This is a genomic window from Flavobacterium sp. Leaf82, from assembly GCF_001422725.1.
Taxonomy (GTDB): Bacteria; Bacteroidota; Bacteroidia; order Flavobacteriales; family Flavobacteriaceae; genus Flavobacterium.
Genome location: NZ_LMMA01000012.1, coordinates 479,074 through 500,537 on the forward strand (window position 1 = coordinate 479,074; position 21,464 = coordinate 500,537).

16 protein-coding genes are annotated in these 21,464 nt (G+C 33.7%); 5 read left to right on the forward strand and 11 right to left on the reverse strand.

What is annotated here, in order from left to right; all coding sequences use genetic code 11:
* The first annotated feature begins 136 nt into the window (after positions 1–136).
* Positions 137–2,407 carry a cation:proton antiporter gene (locus ASF10_RS10675; protein ID WP_056248720.1) on the forward strand — a complete coding sequence of 757 codons (2,271 nt, stop codon included), beginning with the start codon at positions 137–139 and terminating at the stop codon, positions 2,405–2,407.
* A 487-nt stretch (positions 2,408–2,894) separates the two neighbouring features.
* Here the strand turns inward: ASF10_RS10675 and ASF10_RS10680 are convergent, their stop codons facing one another.
* The 3 genes from ASF10_RS10680 to pyrH form a co-directional block, all read right to left on the reverse strand.
* Entirely contained in the window at positions 2,895–5,387 is a 2,493-nt protein-coding gene (locus ASF10_RS10680) for a DUF5686 family protein (protein ID WP_056248723.1), read from the reverse strand.
* A gap of 119 nt (positions 5,388–5,506) precedes the next feature.
* Positions 5,507–6,070 carry a ribosome recycling factor gene (gene frr / locus ASF10_RS10685; RefSeq protein WP_056248725.1) on the reverse strand — a complete coding sequence of 188 codons (564 nt, stop codon included), beginning with the start codon at positions 6,068–6,070 and terminating at the stop codon, positions 5,507–5,509.
* 77 nt (positions 6,071–6,147) lie between these two features.
* Complete coding sequence (pyrH, locus tag ASF10_RS10690) at positions 6,148–6,855, reverse strand: UMP kinase (protein ID WP_055094499.1); 708 nt, start codon at positions 6,853–6,855, stop codon at positions 6,148–6,150.
* 191 nt (positions 6,856–7,046) lie between these two features.
* On the opposite strand from pyrH, the gene ASF10_RS10695 reads away from it, so the two are divergent.
* Positions 7,047–7,664 carry a thioredoxin family protein gene (locus ASF10_RS10695; protein ID WP_056248999.1) on the forward strand — a complete coding sequence of 206 codons (618 nt, stop codon included), beginning with the start codon at positions 7,047–7,049 and terminating at the stop codon, positions 7,662–7,664.
* A gap of 370 nt (positions 7,665–8,034) precedes the next feature.
* On the opposite strand, the gene truB is transcribed toward ASF10_RS10695, so the two are convergent.
* The 7 genes from truB to ASF10_RS10730 form a co-directional block, all read right to left on the reverse strand.
* Complete coding sequence (gene truB, locus ASF10_RS10700) at positions 8,035–8,724, reverse strand: tRNA pseudouridine(55) synthase TruB (RefSeq protein WP_056248728.1); 690 nt, start codon at positions 8,722–8,724, stop codon at positions 8,035–8,037.
* Positions 8,724–9,521 carry an undecaprenyl-diphosphate phosphatase gene (locus ASF10_RS10705; RefSeq protein ID WP_056248731.1) on the reverse strand — a complete coding sequence of 266 codons (798 nt, stop codon included), beginning with the start codon at positions 9,519–9,521 and terminating at the stop codon, positions 8,724–8,726. The genes truB and ASF10_RS10705 overlap by 1 nt, the downstream gene beginning before the upstream one ends.
* A 96-nt stretch (positions 9,522–9,617) precedes the next feature.
* Entirely contained in the window at positions 9,618–9,860 is a 243-nt protein-coding gene (locus ASF10_RS10710) for a DUF3098 domain-containing protein (protein WP_056248733.1), read from the reverse strand.
* 78 nt (positions 9,861–9,938) lie between these two features.
* Positions 9,939–10,814, reverse strand: coding sequence for a cell division protein FtsX (locus ASF10_RS10715; RefSeq protein ID WP_056248736.1), 876 nt, complete (start codon positions 10,812–10,814; stop codon positions 9,939–9,941).
* Between the two features lie 220 nt (positions 10,815–11,034).
* A complete protein-coding gene (locus ASF10_RS10720) occupies positions 11,035–11,628 on the reverse strand; it encodes a molybdopterin-dependent oxidoreductase (protein ID WP_056248739.1) in 594 nt (197 codons plus the stop codon).
* Between the two features lie 18 nt (positions 11,629–11,646).
* Positions 11,647–14,208, reverse strand: a complete 2,562-nt coding sequence (locus tag ASF10_RS10725) for a TonB-dependent receptor plug domain-containing protein (RefSeq protein WP_056248743.1) — start codon at positions 14,206–14,208, stop codon at positions 11,647–11,649.
* Between the two features lie 96 nt (positions 14,209–14,304).
* Complete coding sequence (locus tag ASF10_RS10730) at positions 14,305–14,652, reverse strand: winged helix-turn-helix domain-containing protein (protein WP_241774940.1); 348 nt, start codon at positions 14,650–14,652, stop codon at positions 14,305–14,307.
* A gap of 288 nt (positions 14,653–14,940) precedes the next feature.
* Here ASF10_RS10730 and leuS point away from each other — a divergent pair, with 288 nt between their 5' ends.
* Positions 14,941–17,859: a leucine--tRNA ligase gene (leuS, locus tag ASF10_RS10735; RefSeq protein WP_056248747.1), complete on the forward strand. Its 2,919-nt coding sequence runs from the start codon at positions 14,941–14,943 to the stop codon at positions 17,857–17,859.
* 337 nt (positions 17,860–18,196) lie between these two features.
* On the opposite strand, the gene ASF10_RS10740 is transcribed toward leuS, so the two are convergent.
* On the reverse strand, positions 18,197–18,598 hold the full coding sequence (locus tag ASF10_RS10740; protein WP_056248750.1) for a hypothetical protein: 402 nt from the start codon (positions 18,596–18,598) through the stop codon (positions 18,197–18,199).
* Between the two features lie 165 nt (positions 18,599–18,763).
* Between ASF10_RS10740 and ASF10_RS10745 the strand changes: the two genes are divergently transcribed.
* Positions 18,764–20,764 carry a sensor histidine kinase gene (locus tag ASF10_RS10745; RefSeq protein WP_056248753.1) on the forward strand — a complete coding sequence of 667 codons (2,001 nt, stop codon included), beginning with the start codon at positions 18,764–18,766 and terminating at the stop codon, positions 20,762–20,764.
* On the forward strand, positions 20,757–21,392 hold the full coding sequence (locus ASF10_RS10750; RefSeq protein ID WP_056248756.1) for a response regulator: 636 nt from the start codon (positions 20,757–20,759) through the stop codon (positions 21,390–21,392). The genes ASF10_RS10745 and ASF10_RS10750 overlap by 8 nt, the downstream gene beginning before the upstream one ends.
* The last annotated feature ends 72 nt before the right edge of the window (positions 21,393–21,464 follow it).

Sequence of the window (21,464 nt, forward strand, 5' to 3'; positions counted from 1 at the left end):
GTGATTTTTGAGAAAAACAGAACTTATTACAAAGTTTTTCGGACTTGTTACATACATTTAAAATTAGGTTAAAATTTACTTTTTCACTTAATTCTCAGTTCTGATATTTGCACCATTAAAATCAAAAAAATGAGTTATGAATAACATAAAGAACTCCTTATTTTACGTTACTGTTATTGGTGGTTTTACAGCTCTGATATATTGGGTAATTTCAAAAGGTGCCGCACTCGAAGTAGGGCGCGGAATCGTACACAAACAAATAGAAAGCAATCACTGGAATGATTTTCTGAGTTCGATGATTGATAATTTAAAACATCCTCTGGCTATTTTATTGGCTCAGATCGTTACTATTATTTTAGTAGCCCGTTTGTTTGGATGGGTTTTTAGAAAAATAGGGCAGCCATCTGTAATTGGCGAAATGATTGCTGGTATTGTTTTAGGACCCTCTTTAGTGGGAATGTATTTTCCTGAATTCTCAGCAGCATTGTTTCCAAAAGAATCTCTGGGGAATTTACAATTCTTAAGTCAGATAGGTTTGATCCTTTTCATGTTCGTCATTGGGATGGAATTGGATTTGAAAGTATTAAAAAATAAAGCACATGATGCTGTAGTTATAAGTCACGCAAGTATTGTTATCCCTTTTGCCCTGGGTCTGTCATTAGCTTATTTCATCTACCATACTTTTGCTCCTGTTGGAGTTGAGTTTGCGTCGTTTGGTTTGTTTATGGGAATCGCCATGAGTATCACAGCGTTTCCGGTATTGGCAAGAATCGTGCAGGAGCGAGGCATGCAAAAAACAAAACTGGGAACTATTGCCATCACTTGCGCTGCCGCAGATGATATTACAGCTTGGTGTATTCTGGCTGTCGTAATTGCGATTGTAAAAGCAGGTTCATTTACAAGTGCATTATATGTAATTGGTTTGGCGATTTTGTATGTCATGATTATGCTAAAAATAGTTCGTCCGTTCCTGAAACGTGTTGGAGATTTAAATTCAACCCGCGAAAGCCTGAACAAACCGGTTGTTGCTATTTTTTTTCTTACACTTTTATTCTCTGCTTATGCTGCTGAATTAATTGGAATCCATGCTTTGTTTGGAGCATTTTTAGCCGGAGCAATTATGCCGGAAAACAACAAATTCAGAAATATCTTTATCGAAAAAGTAGAAGACGTTTCCATTATTGTTTTACTTCCATTATTTTTTGTGTTTACAGGATTACGTACACAAATAGGTTTATTGAATGATCCGTATTTATGGAAAGTTACAGGAATAATTATTGCCGTTGCCGTTGCAGGGAAATTTCTTGGTAGTGCTTTAGCCGCTAAGTTTGTAGGACAAAACTGGAAAGATAGTTTAGCCATTGGAGCCTTAATGAATACTCGCGGATTGATGGAGTTGGTGGTTTTAAATATTGGTTACGATCTTGGAGTTCTTTCTACAGAAATTTTTACGATGATGGTAATTATGGCTTTGGTAACTACTTTTATGACTGGTCCGGCGCTGGATTTTATAGGCTTTATTTTTAAAGATAAAATTACAGCCGTTCCGCAGGAAATTGGAAATAAAAGCAAATACAAGATTCTACTATCGTTTGCAACTCCTGAAAGAGGGAAAAAATTATTGAAAATAGCGAATAGTTTAGTTAAAAAACAAGGTGATAATTCGATTGTTACAGCGATGCATTTATCATTAAGTACAGAGATACACTCGTTTGATGTAAAAGATCACGAACGTAAAATGTTAGTTCCGGTGATTGAAGAATCTGAACGTTTGAATCAGAATATGGTGAGCGTTTTTAAAGTAACCAATGATATTGATACTGATATTATAGACACGGCAAATCAAGGTGAATATGATTTATTATTAGTTGGTCTTGGTCAGTCTATTTTTGATGGAACTTTACTAGGTAAAATTCTTGGTTTCACAACCCGAATCGTAAATCCGGATCGTTTAATCGATAAGTTTACCGGAAAAGAAGGATTATTCGAAAATTCTCCTTTTGATGAAAGAACACGTCATATTATTGCCAAAAGCAAAATGCCGGTTGGTATTTTTATCGACAAGGAACTAGAGGAAGTCAATCAGGTTTTCATGCCTGTTTTTACTAAAGAAGATTCTTTTTTAATTGAATATGCGAAGAAATTAATCAATAATAATGGTTCTCAGATTACGGTTCTGGATGCAAGTGGTGAAGTAAAAAATACCAGAGATATTCAGGAAACGATTCGTTCGATTGAACAAATTGCACCAAATCATATTATGATTATGCACGACAGAACGATCAAAAAAGAGTTTTTAGAAAGTCAGAATTTAATGATTATTAGTTTAGACAGCTGGAAAAAACTAATCGAATCTCAAAGTACCTGGTTAAATAATACGCCTTCGGTTTTGATTTTGAAACCATAAAAGGTTTTTAAATTACAATATTTTTAAAATTCCAAATTTCAATTTTTATAATTGGGTTTGGGATTTTTTTTGTTTTGCTTTTTGAGGATTGCGAGATGGCACGCGGATGACACGGATTCGCTAACGCGAAGACGCGGATTTATGCGGATTTTTTCTTTTGCTTTACTCGTGTTTTTTTGTCATCTCGACGCAAGGAGAGATCACACAAGTATATCGACAAAGATTGGTGATATGCTTTTGCGGAGTTTCGAGTGTGATCTCTCCTTGCGTCGAGATGACAAACTATATTTATAATTGGAATTTATATTTTTTATTATGAAAACGAGTGCCTAGCCCTGATAGAAGCGGTATCCTTTTTATCCGCCTTTTGCGGATGAAAAGATACAAGCGGATAGCAGGAAATAGCTCCTGACTCTTCGACTTCGCTCAGAGTGACTAACATTGATTTAATTGGAATTAGAATTTTAAAAATGTTGAAATTTAAAACCTAAAGTCCCAAATCAAGTACATACGAAATCTTAACGGCAATATTGTCTTCAAATTTCAATAACTGATTTGGACCGTAGCGATAGAAGCCGCCAAGACCAAAACCTTTGTAGATTTTATTTAATTCGATTCCGGATTCGAAGAAACCTTTGTCTAAAGTTTTATATTCCGGACCTACGTGTTGCTCCGGATTTTCCATATTTCCCCAAGCCATTCTGGTGACTAATACTAACGAAGGACGAACTTTTTTGAGAATTCTGATTCGGTCAAAACCATGCTTAATTTGGAAAAACACATATTGACTGGAGAAAAACTCATTAAAATACATGGTTTCAAAACTGTTTCTACCAGCAAAAGTAATACGCTGAATAACGGTTTCTTTGGTCAGGTTATTCGGCATTGTGTTGTACAAATGCGTAAGCGGAACATCGCCAATGGCATAACCTCCCTGTAAAAGCAAACTTGTTTTTTGACCGTTTAGGTAATTCTTCTCATACTCGGTTTTAAAATCTATTTTACCAAAAGTAAAATCATTTCCTAAAACATCAGGCAAGGATTGCGTGTATTGAAAAGTGAATCTTGGAAATCTTTTCTCTGATTCGTTTCTTCCGGTTGGCGTTTGCATAAAGTTGCTAAATGGCGCCCACACAATCGAAACCATTGCGGTTGTCATGACGTAGCTCGAATATAATTTTCCATCGTAATTAAAAAGATAATCAAATTGAGGCTCAACATTTGTTCTGGCTAATTCGAAAACAGCTTCGGTTTTTGGAATAATTTTAGACTGCACATTGGCTTTCCATGCGGTATATTTATAGAAAGTACTAATGTTGATTGGTCGTGGATCATAAATTTTAAAAACACGTTTATCTACGGCAAAAACAGTACTTGCAATTTCGCGAACATCATCTGTATAATATCCGTTTACCCATGTGTTTGTACTTTTATCCAGTAAAACTCCGGTTCCTAAACTGTATTTTACTTCGCCGTCTTTTGTTCCGTAGGCAGAATATCCTTCGATTCTGAAATTTTTAGAAAAACGATCGTTTGTGATTCCGCCAAGACCAAGACGAAAACCTTCGTAATTATTATAACTGATGATCTTTTTCAGATCGAGATCAACGGGTCCAATTGGCACATAACCATTGATTATTTTTCGCCCAAATCCTAAACGATTTTCGATTCTTTTTTTGATCGAAAGACTGTCTATCAATTGATATGTTTTTTGGCTTTTTAAGTCTAAACTTTCTTTTCTGTATGTATTCCAGAACTCTTCGGGTTTTTTGCTTGCGTCGTCTTTAATTTCGATATAAAGTGCCGGATTTTTTATTGGAGGATTTGTATTGTAATGGATATCGAAGTTGTTGCTTTCTGATAATAAATAAGTAAAATCAGAAGCTGATTTTTTTCGCGTTTCAAAATTGTCTTCCACATCTCCGTCAAACTGAATTGTTCCGCCTAAAATCTTAATGTCATCATCACTTTTTCCTTTTACAATCTTGAATGTGGTATTGCTCTGAAACCATATTTTTTCGCTTGGTACATATTCAAATTCATGAATACCGCTAATATCCAGAACGCCTTTTATACGCATCACAGCTTTGGCTACAGCAAAATTTTCCTGATCGATATACAAGACACCTTCTAATCCTGATGATTTTCTTTTTTGTTTGTTTTTAAAGTAAATCACATAAGTTGAGCGTCCTTTTATATTTATGGTATCCAGTATTTTGTAGTTGTAACTTGCCGGAGCATTATTCGAAATTGGGTTTTCATATTTAGTTTCGAAAAGCTCATATTTAGGATCGTAGATCGAAATAGATTGTAAGTTAAACGCAATTACTTCGTAAATGGGCTGCTTAAAACCAGCCATTTTTGTACCCAGAATAGTTTCTTTGAGGTTATTATTTCCAAACTGATATTGTGAAACTTTTTCGGTTTGAAACAAATGCTGTTTGCTAATAATCTCTTTAAACTTATAATCTGAGGAGTCTACATTGATGCGGTTTTTCTTTAGATCTTTGTAGGCTGCTGTAGAATCAATTCGTCCGTCTATAGAATCCGGATTTGCGGTAACGATAAGTTTGTTGTAGCTTTTATACTCAAAACTACTCAGTTTTTTTTGCGGATTGTTTTGGTTCTTATTCGCAATTACTTTCTTTATAATGGTTAAAGCCGGATTTTCATTAGAAATTATAACTTCTTTTAGATCATCAGCTTTTTCAGTAAGTGAAACGGCGTAATATTTTTTATCGGTAATCGCAACAATTTTATTTTGAAAACCAATATATGAAACTGCAAAAGTCGTTGCTTTAGTAGAAATCGTAAAAATGAATTTTCCGTCAACATCTGTAATTGTATTGATGTTGTCAGAAGTAGTTATTGTTGCAAAAGGAAGGGGTTTGTTGCCGGAGTCAGTTACAATTCCGTTTATTTGAAATTGCGCTTGAATAGTGAGCGTGAAAAACAAAGTCAATAAACAAAATAGCCTCATACAGAATGTTATAGTTTCAAAAACGAAAATAATGTGATTTTGGTATGCAAAAATAGGAATAAAAAAATCCGTCTAGTAACAATTTAACTAAACGGATTTTTATTTTGTGAAGAATAGGATTACACTTTCATAATTTCAGCTTCTTTGGCAACCAATAATTCATCTATTTTCTTGATGAATGTGTTTGTCAAATTCTGAACTTGCTCTTCGGCAGATTTACATATGTCCTCAGAAGTTCCTTCTTTTTCTAATTTTTTGATATCTGTGTTGGCATCTTTACGCACATTACGCACGCCAATTTTTGCATCTTCGGCTTCAGATTTTGCTTGTTTGGCTAAATCTTTACGGCGCTCTTCTGTCAATGGTGGAACGCTGATAATGATAACGTCACCATTATTCATTGGGTTAAAACCAATATTGGCAATCATAATTGCTTTTTCGATAACTTGTAACATGTTTTTTTCGAAAGGCTGCAATGTAATTGTTCTTGCATCAGGAACACTAATTTTAGACACTTGCGAAAGTGGTGTTGCTGATCCGTAATAATCTACAAAAACGCTTCCAAGCATTGCCGGAGAAGCTTTTCCTGCACGAATGTTAAGAAATTCTTTCTCTAAATGCGCAATCGAACCATTCATTGATTCTTCAGTACTATCTAATATAAATTCTATTTCTTCAGTCATTTTTTTTTAAGTTTTCAGTTTTCATTCTCAGTTTTCAGCTTAGGTCGGCAATTGCGACTGTAAACTTTTACTGATGACTATATATTAACTACTGTTCCTATGTTTTCGCCTTCACAGATTTTTAATAAATTTCCAATTTTGTTCATATCAAAAACAACGATTGGCAATTTGTTTTCCTGACTTAATGTAAAAGCTGTTGTATCCATTACGTTTAATCCTTTTTTAAGGACATCATCAAACGAAATCATATCAAATTTTACTGCTGATGCATTTTTTTCGGGATCAGAATCATAAACACCATCAACACGGGTTCCTTTTAAGATAACATCTGCATTAATTTCAATACCTCTTAAAACGGCTGCGGTATCAGTTGTAAAATAAGGATTTCCGGTTCCGGCTCCAAAAATTACAATTCTTCCTTTTTCAAGATGGCGGTCTGCTCTTCTTTTAATATAAGGTTCTGCAATAGACTCCATTTTTAAGGCAGTTTGCAAACGGGTTTTCATTCCTTTGTCTTCAAGAGCACCTTGTAATGCCATTCCGTTTATAACTGTGGCGAGCATTCCCATATAATCACCTTGTACTCTATCCATTCCGGCACTTGCACCTGCAACGCCTCTAAAAATATTTCCTCCTCCAATAACAATAGCAATTTCTACTCCTTTACTGTGAATTTGCTTAATTTCTTCGGCATATTCGGCTAATCTTTTAGGGTCAATTCCGTATTGTAAATCACCCATCAAGGCTTCACCACTTAGTTTTAGAAGAATCCTTTTATATTTCATGTGTCGTTGCGTTAATTTGTGCAAATATAGACATATTCTGATTTTTAAAAATAATGTTTTAAAAAAATTAATTGTTCTTTTATTTTTAAATTTATAAGGATTTTTCAGAAATTTTTTGAATGTGATAAAAGTCATTCTTTGAGTGTTCCTGAAATTTGTATTTTTATGCAATTCAAAAAAACGAAACCAATATGAAAAACACCATCGCTAAAGCTTTATTTAATAGTCATACCTATTCTGAATATCGAAAATTAGTCGCAGACTTATTAGTAGAAGGAAAATCAACCGGAAGCGAACAATCTGAAAGTCTGACAAATTATAGTAAATTGAATGACGCCAGAATGAACCGATTGGATAAAACGATTACGATCTCTGATAAAACCCTTTCGAAACTCGAAAATCTGGAAAACAAATATATTTGGCTTGTAATTTCTGAAGGATGGTGTGGTGATGCAGCCCAAATACTTCCCATAATAAATAAAATGGCGCTGGCATCGCATAAAAAAATAGATCTTAGAATTGTTTTGCGTGATGAAAATGCAGAATTAATGGATCAATACCTTACAAATGGCGGAAGGGCAATACCCAAAGTTATTGTAATTTGCAAAGAAGCAGGAATTGTTCGCGCTGATTGGGGACCAAGACCAAAAGGAGCTACAGAATTATTGGCGAATTATAAAAAGGAATTTGGTGTACTTGATGAAAAAATAAAAACCGACTTACAATTGTGGTATCTGGCTGATAAAGGAATTTCTGTACAGGAAGAACTCATGCAAATAGTAGAAAATATTGCATATAACCGCTTGTAGTTTCTTTGCAATAATGATCTTGAAATAAGTCTTGAAGTGTTAATATGCTGAGGGTAAATATTCTATAGTCAAAAAAAAACGCCAAAATGTTTTTTTGAATTATTTTTTTTGTAACTTAGTAATATAAACCCACTTCTATTATTTATTTTCTGATTTACTCTTTTTATTGGTGTCTATTTAATATTTAACAATTAAAAAATACACTATTATGAAAAAGTTATTTGAAAGATTTTACGATTTTGTTTCGAAGTTATTGTTTGAAGGTAAAAATATACCTCATTATTAACCGCAAAAAAGCAAGTTATGAAATAGAAATATTTTGGAGTTGGCACATTACTATTATTCTTTGTAATGTGCTTTTCGTGTTTTTCTACTTTAGGCTTTCTTCAAATAAAGTAACATCAATAGCATTTTTTACGTCATAATCACCAATTTTTGTTCTACGCAAAACGGTTAGATGTGATCCTGAATTCATTGCTTTTCCAAAATCATAAGCTATAGATCTGATATAAGTTCCTTTGCTGCAAACAATTCTAAAGTCTACTTCAGGCAAAGCAATTCTTGTAATCTCAAATTCGTGAATTGTAGTTTTTCTGCTTGCAATTTCTATCGTTTCTCCTGCGCGTGCATGTTCATATAATCGAACACCATCTTTTTTAATCGCTGAGAAAATTGGCGGCTTTTGATCGATTTCGCCTAAAAACTGTTTTACGGTTTCGTGAATCAAAGCTTCATCAATATGAGAAGTTGGGTAAGTTTCGTCAATTTCTGTTTCCAGATCATACGATGGAGTAGTGGCTCCAATATAAAAAGTTCCGGTATATTCTTTTGCCTGACCTTGTAATTCAGTAATTCTTTTTGTGAATTTTCCGGTACAAATTAATAATAATCCGGTTGCTAAAGGATCTAATGTTCCGGCATGACCAATTTTGAACTTTTTAGGAAGTCCGACTTTGTTGATCAATAAGTATTTTAATTTATTGACAGCTTGAAACGAACTCCATTTTAAAGGTTTGTCTATCAATAAAATTTGTCCGTTTAAATAATCTTCAGGCGTCATTATATTATGGTAAGAGGATGAATAAAAAAGTGAATCAATAATAATACGATTCCGGCGATAATTCGGTAATAACCAAAAACTTTAAAGCCATTTTTAGTCAAAAATCCAATGAAGGTTTTTATAGCCAAAAGTGCTACAATAAAAGCCACAACATTACCTATAACTAATAAATTGATTTGGTCGTGAGATAATTCAAATCCAGCTTTATAATAATCATAGCATTTTTTTGCCGTCGCGCCCAACATTGTTGGTACAGCTAAAAAGAATGAGAATTCTGCAGCTGTTGTTCTGCTAAGTTTTTGTGACATTCCGCCTACAATACTGGCTCCACTTCGTGAAACTCCGGGAATCATAGCCAGACATTGAAACAATCCAATTTTGAAAGCTTGCAGATAGGTAATTTCCTGTGAAGTTTCGGCAGAGTCTGGTTTGTTGAACCATTCATCAACTTTCAATAAAATTAATCCTCCTATTAAAAGAGAAACAGCAACGGTAACCGGGTTTTCAAGTAATCCGTCAATAAAATCACTTAATAATAATCCTAAAACTACGGCCGGAATAAACGCAACCAAAAGTTTAAAATAAAAATCAAGTGTCTGAAAGAAACGTTTGAAATATAAAACTACTACAGAAAGTATAGCACCAAGCTGAATAACAATCGTGAAAAGTTTAGTAAAATCTTCGTGGGCAATACCAAAAAAAGAAGAAGCAATAATCATGTGGCCAGTTGAAGAAACAGGTAAAAACTCTGTAATTCCTTCAATTATAGCAAGAACAATAGCTTGTAATGTATTCATTTAATTTAGATTGTTAGATTATTAGACTTCTTAGATGTCAGACTTTTTTAAAGAGATTATCTAATAATCTAAAGATCTAAGTTGTCTAAAGAAAGTCTATTTAGTTTTTTTGAAAATAGAATAAATCGTGATTCCAAATCCAATTAAAACAGTTGTTGGCGCTAAACGAATACGTCTGAAATTAAAAACATCTTCATTAAAAATCTTCGGATCATTGCTTCCTCCACCAGACATTAAGATAAAACCTAATGCAATAACTGCAATGCCTATTAATAGAATTTTGTAGTTGATGCCATCAAAAAGGAATTCTTGTTTGTGTTCTTTTGTGTTATTTTCCATTATTTTTATTTTGTAACCAGAAACAATTCCGAAGCTTCGGGAAGGACAGGTTTTTATTATTTACGTTTCTATCTAAAATTAGTAAAGGTCGTCAGTTCTTAAATTCAGGAAACGCTGTGTTGCAAAATGCGTACTTACCCACGTAATCAGAACTCCTAATCCAAAAACAGCTAATAATACCAAGCCTATTAAAACCTGATCTTCCATAATGCCTAATCCCGGGAAATTGTTTTCTACATAAAGTAAAAGTGCGATCAATGCAATAATTGCTAATCCTGCGCCTAACATTCCTAATTTTACACTTCGCATTACAAATGGTTTACGGATAAATGATTTTGTTGCACCAACCATTTGCATGGTTTTAATGATAAAACGATTTGAATGTATCGATAAACGCAATGAACTATTGATTAACAAAACGGCGATTACGGCAAGGAATCCGCTAATAATCAAGATCCACATACTTACTTTTTTGATGTTGTCGTTTACCAGATTTACCAATTGTTTGTCGTAAACAATGTCTTCAATCATAGTATTTTGTCTCAGCGTACTTTCGATTTTCGAAATGCTGTCTCTTTCAACATAATCAGCTTTTAAGTGAATGTCGTATGAATTCAATAAAGGATTTTCTCCCAAAAAGGTTAAGAAATCTTCTCCAATAATATCAGTATGTTCTTTTGCTGCTTTTTCTTTGGTAACATACACATAAGATCTCGCGAAAGGAGCCTTTTTTAATTGCGTGTCAAATGCTTTTATTACACTATCATTAGCTTCATTTTTAAAGAAAACCGTCATCGCGATTTTTTCTTTAAAATCATTAGCCAGTTTTTTAGAATTGATAATGAATAATCCCAGTACTCCTAAAAGGAATAAAACCAGAAATACACTTAGTACAACCGAAAAATAAGAGGAAATTAACCTGCGCTTTTGAAATTTATCAAAGTTAGAACTCATAGTTTGCTTAAATTATGTGGTAAAAATAATAAAGAATTTCTTTATTTGAAGTTAATAACGAACTTTTATACTATAAATGTACAATTAAAGATCAAAAGAGTCAACATTAAAAAACCTTTGCAGCGCTGAAGCTCTGAAACTTTTCAGTCTTAAATTTTATTTAATGCGTGTTTTCTATGCATAATAAAAATGAATCTTAGCAGCTTAGTATCTCCGAACCTTATTTTACTTTATAAACTTCAATACTTTTTAACCAATATACATGTCTTGGACCTGTTTTAATGTCGTTTTTGCAAATCAAAATCATTTCGCCGTTTTTAACCGGTTTTCCGTTTTCTTCAAAAAGAACATAAGTGTTTTCTCCTGTTGGATTATTAAAAATTTCAGCCCAGGAAAAAGTAGCTTTATAACCGTCCGAAGCTCTGGCAACGATATAAAAATTGCGGTCTTTATGTCCGTTTTGTTTGATTTTTACTTTTTCTAAAATGTCTTTCAATAAGACACCTCTACTGGTTTTATCATTTTTTTTGACATCGCCATTTTGCCCCGTTATTTTAAGATTTGAAATTGTCGCAACTTTCATTTTTTGTAAAGAATCTACACTCAATTGTATCGGAAATTCGACTTCGCCCTTTATTTCAATTTGATGGTTTACCAATTTTAAACTATCAGCAGCAGACATTGAAACGTGATGATCTTCTTTTTGAGATTCAGTAGTTTTTTCAGTAACAACAACTTCTTCTTTTTTAGAAGTGTTACACATGCTGCATGTTAATGCAATAAAAAGAACGAGAATGTAAAGTGGTGTTTTCATATTAAGGTTATTTGTGTTTTAGAATTTGTTGGTTTCCCAAACCAGTGAGAGATAATATAATCCGCCAATTGACGGACCGCCCAGAATAGAATTATAAGGTTTGTTTAGAATATTAGTTCCTCCTAGTTTTGTGGTAATGCCTGATTTTTTGAAATTATAATTCACCTGAGCATCCATAGACCAATAAGCAGGAACATTTCCGCTTACTAAAAACGAAACATAGTCAAAATTGTTTTGATAACGGGCTGTTACACTTGCGCCTAAATTTTGCCAGATATTTTGCGCGATTAATGTTCCGTTGATATTGAATTCCGGAGTGTTAAATCCGTCTTCCAGTCCATCTTTATCATCTGTACGATCGAGTTTGGTATAAGTAAAATTGGTTAAAGCTGTAAAAGTTTCATCAATTCGATATTTTAAGCCTAAACTTCCTCCGTAATTGTAGATTTTACTTTTAGAATTGGTCCATAAACGATATCTGTTTTGAGTGTTCTTTGCGTATAATGCAGTCGGGATTTGATTTTGATCTGTTGTAATAGGAATACTGGCTTCTACTTGTGCAATGAAATTTTTATAAGAGTTGTAATAGAAATCGGCATCTATAAAAAGATTTTGCTTCAAGGCGATTCCTCTAAAACCAAATTCGAAAGAATTAACAAATTCAGGCTGTAAATATGTGTAAGGATTCTTTTGAATCGTGTTTTTATTCTTTTCAATGGCTTGTGCCTGAGTGATTCCAAGCGTGTTGACATCATTATTTACCTGCGACTGAAATTTATCAATGGAAGCTTTTGTGTATGAATTCTCAAAAATACCGTCAGACATAATGCGTAATCCGCCAACGCGTTTTACGCCGCCGCTATTTACATTCGAGAAACCTTCGAAAATACTCGGAAAGCGATATCCGTTTTGATAAGATGCCCTGAAACTAATCGCTTCTTTTGGAGTGTAAACCGCAGTAAATTGCGGGGTAAATTTGGTATTGAAATAATTTGCTTTATCCATTCTAATCGTGGCGCCCAAACTTATTTTTCGATCAAGAAAATCTTTGTTTAATTGTGTAAAAGCACCTGTTTTTTGATACGTTAAATTTTCAGTGGCATTGACCGGATTAATAAAATAATTTCCGTCAGGCACAATAATATAAGTTCTGTAATCGAAACCGCTTAATAATTTAGCTTCTATTTTTTCGAAGAAAGACGGAAAAGCTTTGTCCCAATTTAGCAAACCTTCGGCATGAACCAAAGTCGATTTTACGCGTAAAGCTGCACCAATATCCCAATTGTTAATATTGATTAATTCGTTTTCCTTTTCTTTATACGCTTCTGTTCCGGGTTCAAAACGTCCAAGATCAGATGATGTTCTGGCTATTTTATGTGCATCTGCAACAGTTGCTCCGTTTGTTACAGCATTTTTATAAGCAGTCGAATAATCTGCAAACCATTTATCATCTGATTTATAAGCGCGATCCATGTTTTCTGCCAGCGAACGCATGTTATAGGAGTTTCCGGTATTTTCGCCCGTAGCATATGCCTTTACCTCAAAAATAGACGTGTGATAATCTACTGCAATTTGGTTCAAAGTATAATTGTCTAATCTAAAACGGTTCGAACGTTGGTAAACAGTATTAATAAGTGCTGTTTTGTAGGTTACGGCTAATTCATTTCCTTTTTTCGGACGGAAATAAAAACCAATATCGGCTTTGTAGTTTTTAATGTCATAATCAGAAATATCCGTTTCGCGATATCCCGTTCTGGCAACGACATAATTTTTACCATTTAAGTTTAGTGTTTTTCTATTGGCTGATTCGTTTCCGTAGCCATTCACTTCATCATAAGCGGGATTATCTGCGCCATATAAATTGGTTGATGCATTTGCGTTTGGAGCCAAATCTGTTCTGTCGTCTGCAACCCAATCTGTTCCTCCCGTTGCGGAGGCATTTAATTTAAAAGCAAATTTTTCATTGAATGCTTTTGCCACACGCAAGTTAAATTGCGAATATATTCTGGGCGAAAAACGATCTATATTGCCAACATGATTTACTCCGGTTAATTGCTGAATGCTGATGCCTTGATGCTCAAAAGGATTTTTTGTCTGGATGTTTGCCAGACCATTTATAGCGTTCATTCCGTATAAAGCAGCGGCAGTTCCCGGAATTATTTCTATTTTATCAATATCAAGATCATTCGCGCCCAGTGCATTGGCAATTGGAGCGCCCAAATGTGGTGCCTGATTATCGATTCCGTCTACCAATTGTGCAAAACGAACGTTTGTCGAGTTGGCAAAACCTCTGGTATTTATAACTTTGAAACCTAAACTTGGTGTTATAATTTGAACACCTTTTACATTTTCTAGCGCTTCATAAATAGTGGGCGATCCCATTACTTTTGCTTCTGCTGCTTTTAATTGCTCGATGCTTATAGGAGAACGCATTATTTTTTCGGAACGTCGCGAAGCTGTAATTACTATCTCATTTAATTCTTCTTTTTTGATACTGTCCTGATTTTTTTTCGAACTTTCTATTTGTGAAAAGCTTTTAAAGCTTATAAAAAGGAATAGGATATAAAGGTTTATTCTCATAATTGAAGTACTATTTTCAGTATGTTTTAAAATGAATACTGATAGTTGTGAAATTTGGTTTAGGTTATTTTAATAAAAGATAAATTTGGGATTTTTTTAAAATTTTAAATTCTGAGTTTCTTTTAGGGCGAAATCTTTAATTCGTTTTTCGATTTCATAAAAAACAGTAATGGCTTTTTCTCCAGCTTCGGTAAGTTTTGCACCGCCGCCGCCTTTTCCTCCAAGAAGTTTTTCTACCAAAGGATTTTCAGCACGCTGATTCATTTCTTCCACCAATTGCCAGGCTTGACGATATGCCATTTTCATTTCTTTTGCTGCATTAGTAATAGATCCGGTTTTTTTGATATTCTCCAACAACCAAATTTTCCCAATTCCTAAAAATGGACCTTCAGCTTCTTCAATCCAGAGTCTGACTTCTATAGAATACTTTTTGCTATTATTCATTTGCATCTTTTAATGATCTTACAAAAATAGGTATTATGTTGTAATATTATTCTTTAATTGTGCTGGATTGAAATCCAGCTTTACAATATAATTCGTTCCTCCGGAACTTTATTCACTCTAAGTATTTCGGTGTAAATATAAGTATATTTACGTATGTTTAAATAAGTGTTTTGTTATTTTATTTGTTTGTCAGCGAAATAGCTTTGGTACAATCTGTAATAAATGTAAATTTGCGAACTTAAAACTTAGAACCTTAGTTACTCAGTAGCTTAGCAACTCAAAAAAAAAATGAAATACAATCCAAACGAAATCGAAGAAAAATGGCAGAAATATTGGGCTGAGAACCAAACTTTTGCTGCACAAAACAATTCTGAAAAACCAAAGCATTATGTTCTGGACATGTTTCCTTATCCGTCAGGAGCAGGATTACACGTTGGGCATCCACTGGGTTATATTGCTTCAGATGTTTATTCTCGTTTCAAAAGACATCAGGGATTCAATGTTTTGCATCCAATGGGATATGATAGTTTTGGATTACCGGCAGAACAATATGCGATCCAGACAGGACAGCGTCCGGAAGATACAACACGCGTAAATATCGATGGCGGAGTAGATAAAGAAGGAAAACAAATTGCCGGATATAGAAAACAATTAGATAAAATTGGGTTTTCATTTGACTGGAGTCGTGAAGTACGTACCTCAAATCCGGATTATTACAAACATACACAATGGATTTTTATCCAATTATTTAATTCGTGGTATTGCAAGAAACAAGGAAAAGCCTTTGATATTACTGAACTTGTAAAAGTTTTTGGTGAAGAAGGAAATGTTTTGGTAGAAGCGGTTTGCGATGATAACGTTGCGATTTTTACAGCTGCAGAATGGAATTCGTATTCTGATGATCAGAAAGAAAAAATCCTTTTGCAATACAGAATGACATATTTGGCAGAAACCGAAGTAAACTGGTGTCCTGGTTTAGGAACTGTTTTGGCAAATGACGAAATCGTAAACGGAGTTTCTGAACGTGGAGGATTTCCTGTTATTCGTAAAAAAATGACACAATGGAGCATGCGTATTTCTGCTTATGCAGAACGTTTGTTGCAAGGTTTAAATGATATCGACTGGAGCGAATCTATCAAAGAATCTCAAAGAAACTGGATCGGAAAATCGGTTGGAGCTTTAGTTAAGTTTCAAGTTTCAAGTTTCAAGTCTCAGGTTGATGCGCAAAGTGATGAAACTTTAAACGTGAAACCTGAAACAAATTTTATCGAGGTATTTACTACAAGACCTGATACTATTTTTGGAGTTACTTTTATGACTTTAGCGCCAGAACATCCTTTAGTGGCTGAAATTACAACTCCGGAACAAAAAGCAGCAGTTGAAGGGTATATCGAAAAAACTGCAAAACGTTCTGAACGTGAGCGTATGGCTGATGTAAAAACCATTTCCGGTGTATTTACAGGAGCTTATGCAGAACATCCTTTTACGAAAGAAGCAATTCCGGTTTGGATAGGAGATTATGTTTTGGCAGGTTACGGAACTGGTGCTGTAATGGCGGTTCCTTGTGGAGACGAAAGAGATTATGCTTTTGCAAACTTCTTTAAAGGTCAAAACGGAATGCAGGAAATCAAGAATATCTTCGCCAATGTTGATATTTCTGAAGCAGCTTACGGATCAAAAGATAATGTCGAAATTGCAAATTCTGATTTCTTAAACGGATTAAATTATAAAGAGGCAACTCAAAAAGCGATTGCTAAATTAGAAGAAATAGGGCAAGGAACCGGAAAAACTAATTACCGTTTGCGTGATGCTGTTTTCTCTCGTCAGCGTTATTGGGGAGAACCTTTCCCGGTTTATTATGTAAATGGTTTACCAAAGATGATTAGTGCTGAACATTTGCCAATTATTTTGCCAGAAGTAGAAAAATATTTACCAACCGAAGATGGTTTGCCACCGTTAGGAAACGCAACAATCTGGGCTTGGGACACAAAAAACAATGAAGTTGTAAATACTGATTTGGTTGACAATTTCGAAATTTTCCCTCTTGAGTTAAATACAATGCCAGGTTGGGCAGGAAGTTCATGGTATTGGATGCGTTATATGGATGCACACAATGAAGACAAATTTGCAAGCAAAGAAGCTTTAGCATATTGGGAAAGTGTAGATTTATATATTGGAGGAAGCGAACACGCAACCGGACATTTATTGTATTCTCGTTTCTGGAACAAATTCTTAAAAGACAAAGGTTTTGCTCCAACCGAAGAACCATTCAAAAAACTGATCAATCAGGGAATGATTTTGGGAACAACGGCTTATGTTTACAGATTAGAAGGAACAAATACTTTTGTATCTAAAAATAAAATTGAAGGTCAAAATGTACAGCCAATTCGTGTTGATGTTCATTTTGTAAATTCTTCTGATGAATTGAATATTGAAAAATTCAAAAAGTGGAGAGAAGATTTTAATACGGCTGAATTTATTTTTGATGAAAACGGAAAATACATTGTAGGCCGCGAAGTCGAAAAAATGTCAAAATCATATTATAATGTAGTTACTCCGGATGATATTTGCAATGAATATGGAGCGGATACATTACGTTTGTACGAAATGTTTTTAGGTCCGTTAGAGCAGGCAAAACCTTGGAATACGGCTGGAATCTCGGGAGTTTTTGGATTCCTGAAAAAATTATGGAGATTGTATTTTGATGAAAATAATGGTTTAATCGTAAACAACGACCAACCAACAAAAGACAACTTAAAATCATTGCATAAAACGATTAAAAAAGTAGCAGAAGATATTGAGAGTTTCTCTTTTAATACTTCGGTTTCTCAGTTTATGATTTGTGTAAACGAATTGTCGACTCAAAATTGTCATTCAAGAGCGATTTTAGAGCCATTAGCAATTTTGGTTTCGCCTTATGCACCGCATATTGCTGAAGAATTATGGGCACAATTAGGACATTCAACTTCAATTTCTGATGTTGCTTTCCCGGTTTTTGAAGCGAAACATTTAGTAGAAACTAATAAAGAATATCCGGTTTCTTTTAACGGAAAAATGCGTTTCACAATCGAATTGCCTTTGGATTTAACAGCGGCACAAATCGAGGAAATCATCATGAAAGACGAAAGAACGCAAAAACAATTAGATGGCAGAACGCCAAATAAAGTGATTATCGTTCCGGGCAAGATCATTAACCTTGTGGGATAATAATTAAAATTAAATTATAAATTCCAAATTTCAACTTTTGTTGAGGTTTGGAATTTTTTTTGTGCCTGTTTTTTATTTCGAAGCACGAGAAATCACACCTGTAATTCAATAAAGATTGTCATTTTTCTTTTCGGAATTTCTTGTGTGATTTCTACTTTGTCTAAATGAAAGTATCTAGATTTTTTTTGCCACGAATTGCATGCGAATTAAAATTAATAACCTTATTGATAAGTTTGAAAAATATAAAGTCAATTGGCCTATAAAAAAAAGAAGCTTCGCAATAATTACGAAGCTTTCTTTTATCCAAAAACAAAATATTAAATTCTAAAACTATTATTTAAAGCGGGAATACATATGTACCTGGCACTAGTACAATAATTCCGTCTTCAGTTGCAGTTGCAGTTAATTCTTTAACTACTTTTCCTCCAACATAAATTTTACCAGTCAACGTTTGTCCTTTAAGACCACCGTAACCGCTTGTGCTTATTGATGCTGCTCTACTATCTGTTTTAGCAGTGAATTCTTTTTTCCATGGTAATGCTGTAATATCTTCGATAAGAGCAGCTCCACCTTCTTCAATATAAGTTACGCTAAGTTTTCCTGTATAATTTCCGGTTACTTCATATTTAACATCTCTTGAACCTCCTGATACTGGATCACTGTCATTGTCACTGCTGCAAGATCCTGCTGTAAAAGTTAGAGTTAATACAATCGCTAAAGTTTTCAAAATTGATTTCATAATAAATTCTTTAATAATTAATATTCTTTACCGCAAAACTAAGTCCTTATTAAAGAAGGGTCAATACCTGATAAAATGTAATTTCTATTACCTGATATCAGGTAAAAAGTTTAATTTTTTTCTGAAAGATTTATAATTTTAATAAATTTGAACAAATCATACTCTATGAAGAAATTCTACTTTTTGGTACTATTTTTATTCTTATCCGCCATTACACATTCACAGGTTATTCTTTCTCTGGACGATGATTCGGTTTATATTGACAGTATTGCCAAAGTTGTAAAAAATACACCATCAGACAGTTTAAAATGTTTTTATAGTTTTAGATTATCAAAATTATATTTGATGGCTCAGGATGTTCGAAAGTCGAAAGAATATCTGGCGCAGGCCAATAAACTCAAAGCTAAATTTCCTTTCTTAAACGACGCATCGATTTTCTATAATTCTAATAGTTTTTTAGAAAAAGGAGACGCAGACGGTTTCGAAAAGGCATTAATGGAGGGGAATAACAAACTTAAAAAATACCATAATATCGAGGCTTTTCGACTTCGTGCTGTTATCCTGCAGAACTATGGAATCATGCAGCAGCGAAAAAATAATGAAAAAGAATATATGCAAATATTGGTCAATGAAGCTATTCCTCTTGCCAAAAGAAGCCGCGATTATGAACTCATAAGTGGTTTGTATAAAGCTGTTGCTATTATTTTTATGAATAACAACGAACGTGAAAAAGCGAGTGAATATCTTAATGAAGCCCAAAATTATGTAGAAAGAGCCATTAAAAAGTCGCCAACTATTGCGGAGTCAAAAATGGAAACGTACATTATTAATGCTGAAAATCTAGTAGAGTTAAAGCATTTTTATGACGCCAAAAAAGTGCTGGATAAAGCGTTTTCTACTTTAAAAGATTTTCCGGAATCGAACTTAAACGATTCCTATTTTTATTCAGAAGGGATTTATTATGCCAAGCAAAATAAATATTCTAATGCTTTAGAAAGTTATAGAAAAGGAATACAATCGGCAGAAAAACATAACAATCAAATTGCAGTAAACAGATTGAAATTTGCTGAATATGAAATGCTTTTTAAATTAAAAAATTATGCTGCTGCCAAAAATAATCTGGAATATCTCCTTGAAAAAACACCTTTTATAGTAGATAAGAAAAATTATTATAATGAGTTGTCTAAAGTGTATAATGCAACTAAGGATTATGATAAGGCGTATTTCTATGCTAATAAATCTAATCTAATTAATGATAGTTTAAATCATACTAAATTCCAGACTGAAATTATAGAACTCGAAGCAAAATATAAAAAAGCCGAAAGTGAAAAAAAGATCACATTGCTGCAGTCGCAAAATGAAAAAGCAGCATTATTGGTAAATAACAATCGGTTAAATTCAATTCTTTTCGCGGTATTATCAGTATTATTGTTCCTTATAGTTTTGTTCTTGTGGATATTGAACAAAAATCAAAAAAAGTTAAGTGTTCAAAAAGAAATCAATCACGAGCAAGAACTGAATGCGCTTGAAAACCAGCAAAAATTATCGGTTTCAAATGCCTTAATCGAAGGGGAAGAAATAGAGAGAAAACGTATCGCGAGAGATTTACACGATGGTTTGGGCAGTATGCTTTCCGGATTAAAAATTCATCTTAAACTCGCAGAAAGAGATAATGCCGTTAGTGCAACCGAGGTATCGACATTGTTAGATTATTCGATCAAAGAATTGCGAAATATTTCTCAGAACCTGATGCCGGAAAGTTTGCTGAAATTAAGTTTAGAACACGCATTGCGGGATTTGTGTATTGCAAATTCTAATACTAAGAGTAAAATTGAATTTCAGTATTTGATACAAAAACCAAATTTGCCTAAGAATTATGAAATTGTGATTTACAGGATTATTCAGGAATTATTGAATAACGCTTTAAAATATGCCGAAGCATCAGAAATATTGGTTTCCTGTTCCCAGAATAAAGATACCTTTTTTATTACCGTCGAAGATAACGGAGTTGGTTTTGATGTGTCTTTAAAAAGTGCCGGAATGGGATTGCGAAATATTAAAAACCGACTTGAGATTTTGAAAGGCAAGTTAGAAATTGAAAGCGAATTAAATAAAGGAACTTCTACTTATATAGAATTAAAGATAAAAAATGAATTAAATGGATAAAGTGTATAAAACGGTAATTGTAGACGATCATCCAATTGTGATTTCGGGAATTTCTGGTCTTTTAGCAGATTTAGAAACGGTAGAAATTGTTGGTAAATTGCAATCCGGAGTGTTGCTCGTAGATTATATCGAAGAAAATCAGGTCGATTTAATTTTAATGGATATTTTTTTGCCGGTAATTAATGGGGTTGATCTTTGTAAAACCATAAAGCAAAAATATCCTCAAATCATTATTATTGGTATGAGCAGTCAGTCTGAAAGAAGTTTGGTGATGCAGTTTATTCAAAATGGCGGTAATGGTTATGTTCTTAAAAGCGCTTCGTTTGAAGAGTTTAAGAACTGTATCAATAAAGCTATCGAAGGAGAAATTGTATTTAGCGATGAGGTTAAAACCATTATTAGTCAGCCCTTGTCAGATGATCTGGAGCATATTCCAAGTTTGAGCAGGAGAGAAAAAGATATTACTTTATTGCTGTCAAAAGGCAAATCGACTCAGGAAATTGCTGATGAATTGTTTTTGAGTTTTCTAACCGTACAAACTCACAGACGTAATATTCTGCAAAAATATAAAACTAAAAATGTAGCCGAATTGATTGCTTTTTTATTGAAAAACAATTTGTTGAATTAATGGATTTCGAAATGCCAAAATGACATTTTTTGAAATTGGTTCAGAAATTGCAGTTTGTTTTGTAACTTTAAT

Excerpts from the sequence above, each read along its gene's own strand:
- ASF10_RS10675 (WP_056248720.1), top strand. The coding sequence starts at position 137 with ATGAATAACATAAAGAACTCCTTATTTTACGTTACTGTTATTGGTGGT.
- ASF10_RS10680 (WP_056248723.1), bottom strand. The coding sequence starts at position 5,387 with ATGAGGCTATTTTGTTTATTGACTTTGTTTTTCACGCTCACTATTCAA.
- frr (WP_056248725.1), bottom strand. The coding sequence starts at position 6,070 with ATGACTGAAGAAATAGAATTTATATTAGATAGTACTGAAGAATCAATG.
- pyrH (WP_055094499.1), bottom strand. The coding sequence starts at position 6,855 with ATGAAATATAAAAGGATTCTTCTAAAACTAAGTGGTGAAGCCTTGATG.
- ASF10_RS10695 (WP_056248999.1), top strand. The coding sequence starts at position 7,047 with ATGAAAAACACCATCGCTAAAGCTTTATTTAATAGTCATACCTATTCT.
- truB (WP_056248728.1), bottom strand. The coding sequence starts at position 8,724 with ATGACGCCTGAAGATTATTTAAACGGACAAATTTTATTGATAGACAAA.
- ASF10_RS10705 (WP_056248731.1), bottom strand. The coding sequence starts at position 9,521 with ATGAATACATTACAAGCTATTGTTCTTGCTATAATTGAAGGAATTACA.
- ASF10_RS10710 (WP_056248733.1), bottom strand. The coding sequence starts at position 9,860 with ATGGAAAATAACACAAAAGAACACAAACAAGAATTCCTTTTTGATGGC.
- ASF10_RS10715 (WP_056248736.1), bottom strand. The coding sequence starts at position 10,814 with ATGAGTTCTAACTTTGATAAATTTCAAAAGCGCAGGTTAATTTCCTCT.
- ASF10_RS10720 (WP_056248739.1), bottom strand. The coding sequence starts at position 11,628 with ATGAAAACACCACTTTACATTCTCGTTCTTTTTATTGCATTAACATGC.
- ASF10_RS10725 (WP_056248743.1), bottom strand. The coding sequence starts at position 14,208 with ATGAGAATAAACCTTTATATCCTATTCCTTTTTATAAGCTTTAAAAGC.
- ASF10_RS10730 (WP_241774940.1), bottom strand. The coding sequence starts at position 14,652 with ATGAATAATAGCAAAAAGTATTCTATAGAAGTCAGACTCTGGATTGAA.
- leuS (WP_056248747.1), top strand. The coding sequence starts at position 14,941 with ATGAAATACAATCCAAACGAAATCGAAGAAAAATGGCAGAAATATTGG.
- ASF10_RS10740 (WP_056248750.1), bottom strand. The coding sequence starts at position 18,598 with ATGAAATCAATTTTGAAAACTTTAGCGATTGTATTAACTCTAACTTTT.
- ASF10_RS10745 (WP_056248753.1), top strand. The coding sequence starts at position 18,764 with ATGAAGAAATTCTACTTTTTGGTACTATTTTTATTCTTATCCGCCATT.
- ASF10_RS10750 (WP_056248756.1), top strand. The coding sequence starts at position 20,757 with ATGGATAAAGTGTATAAAACGGTAATTGTAGACGATCATCCAATTGTG.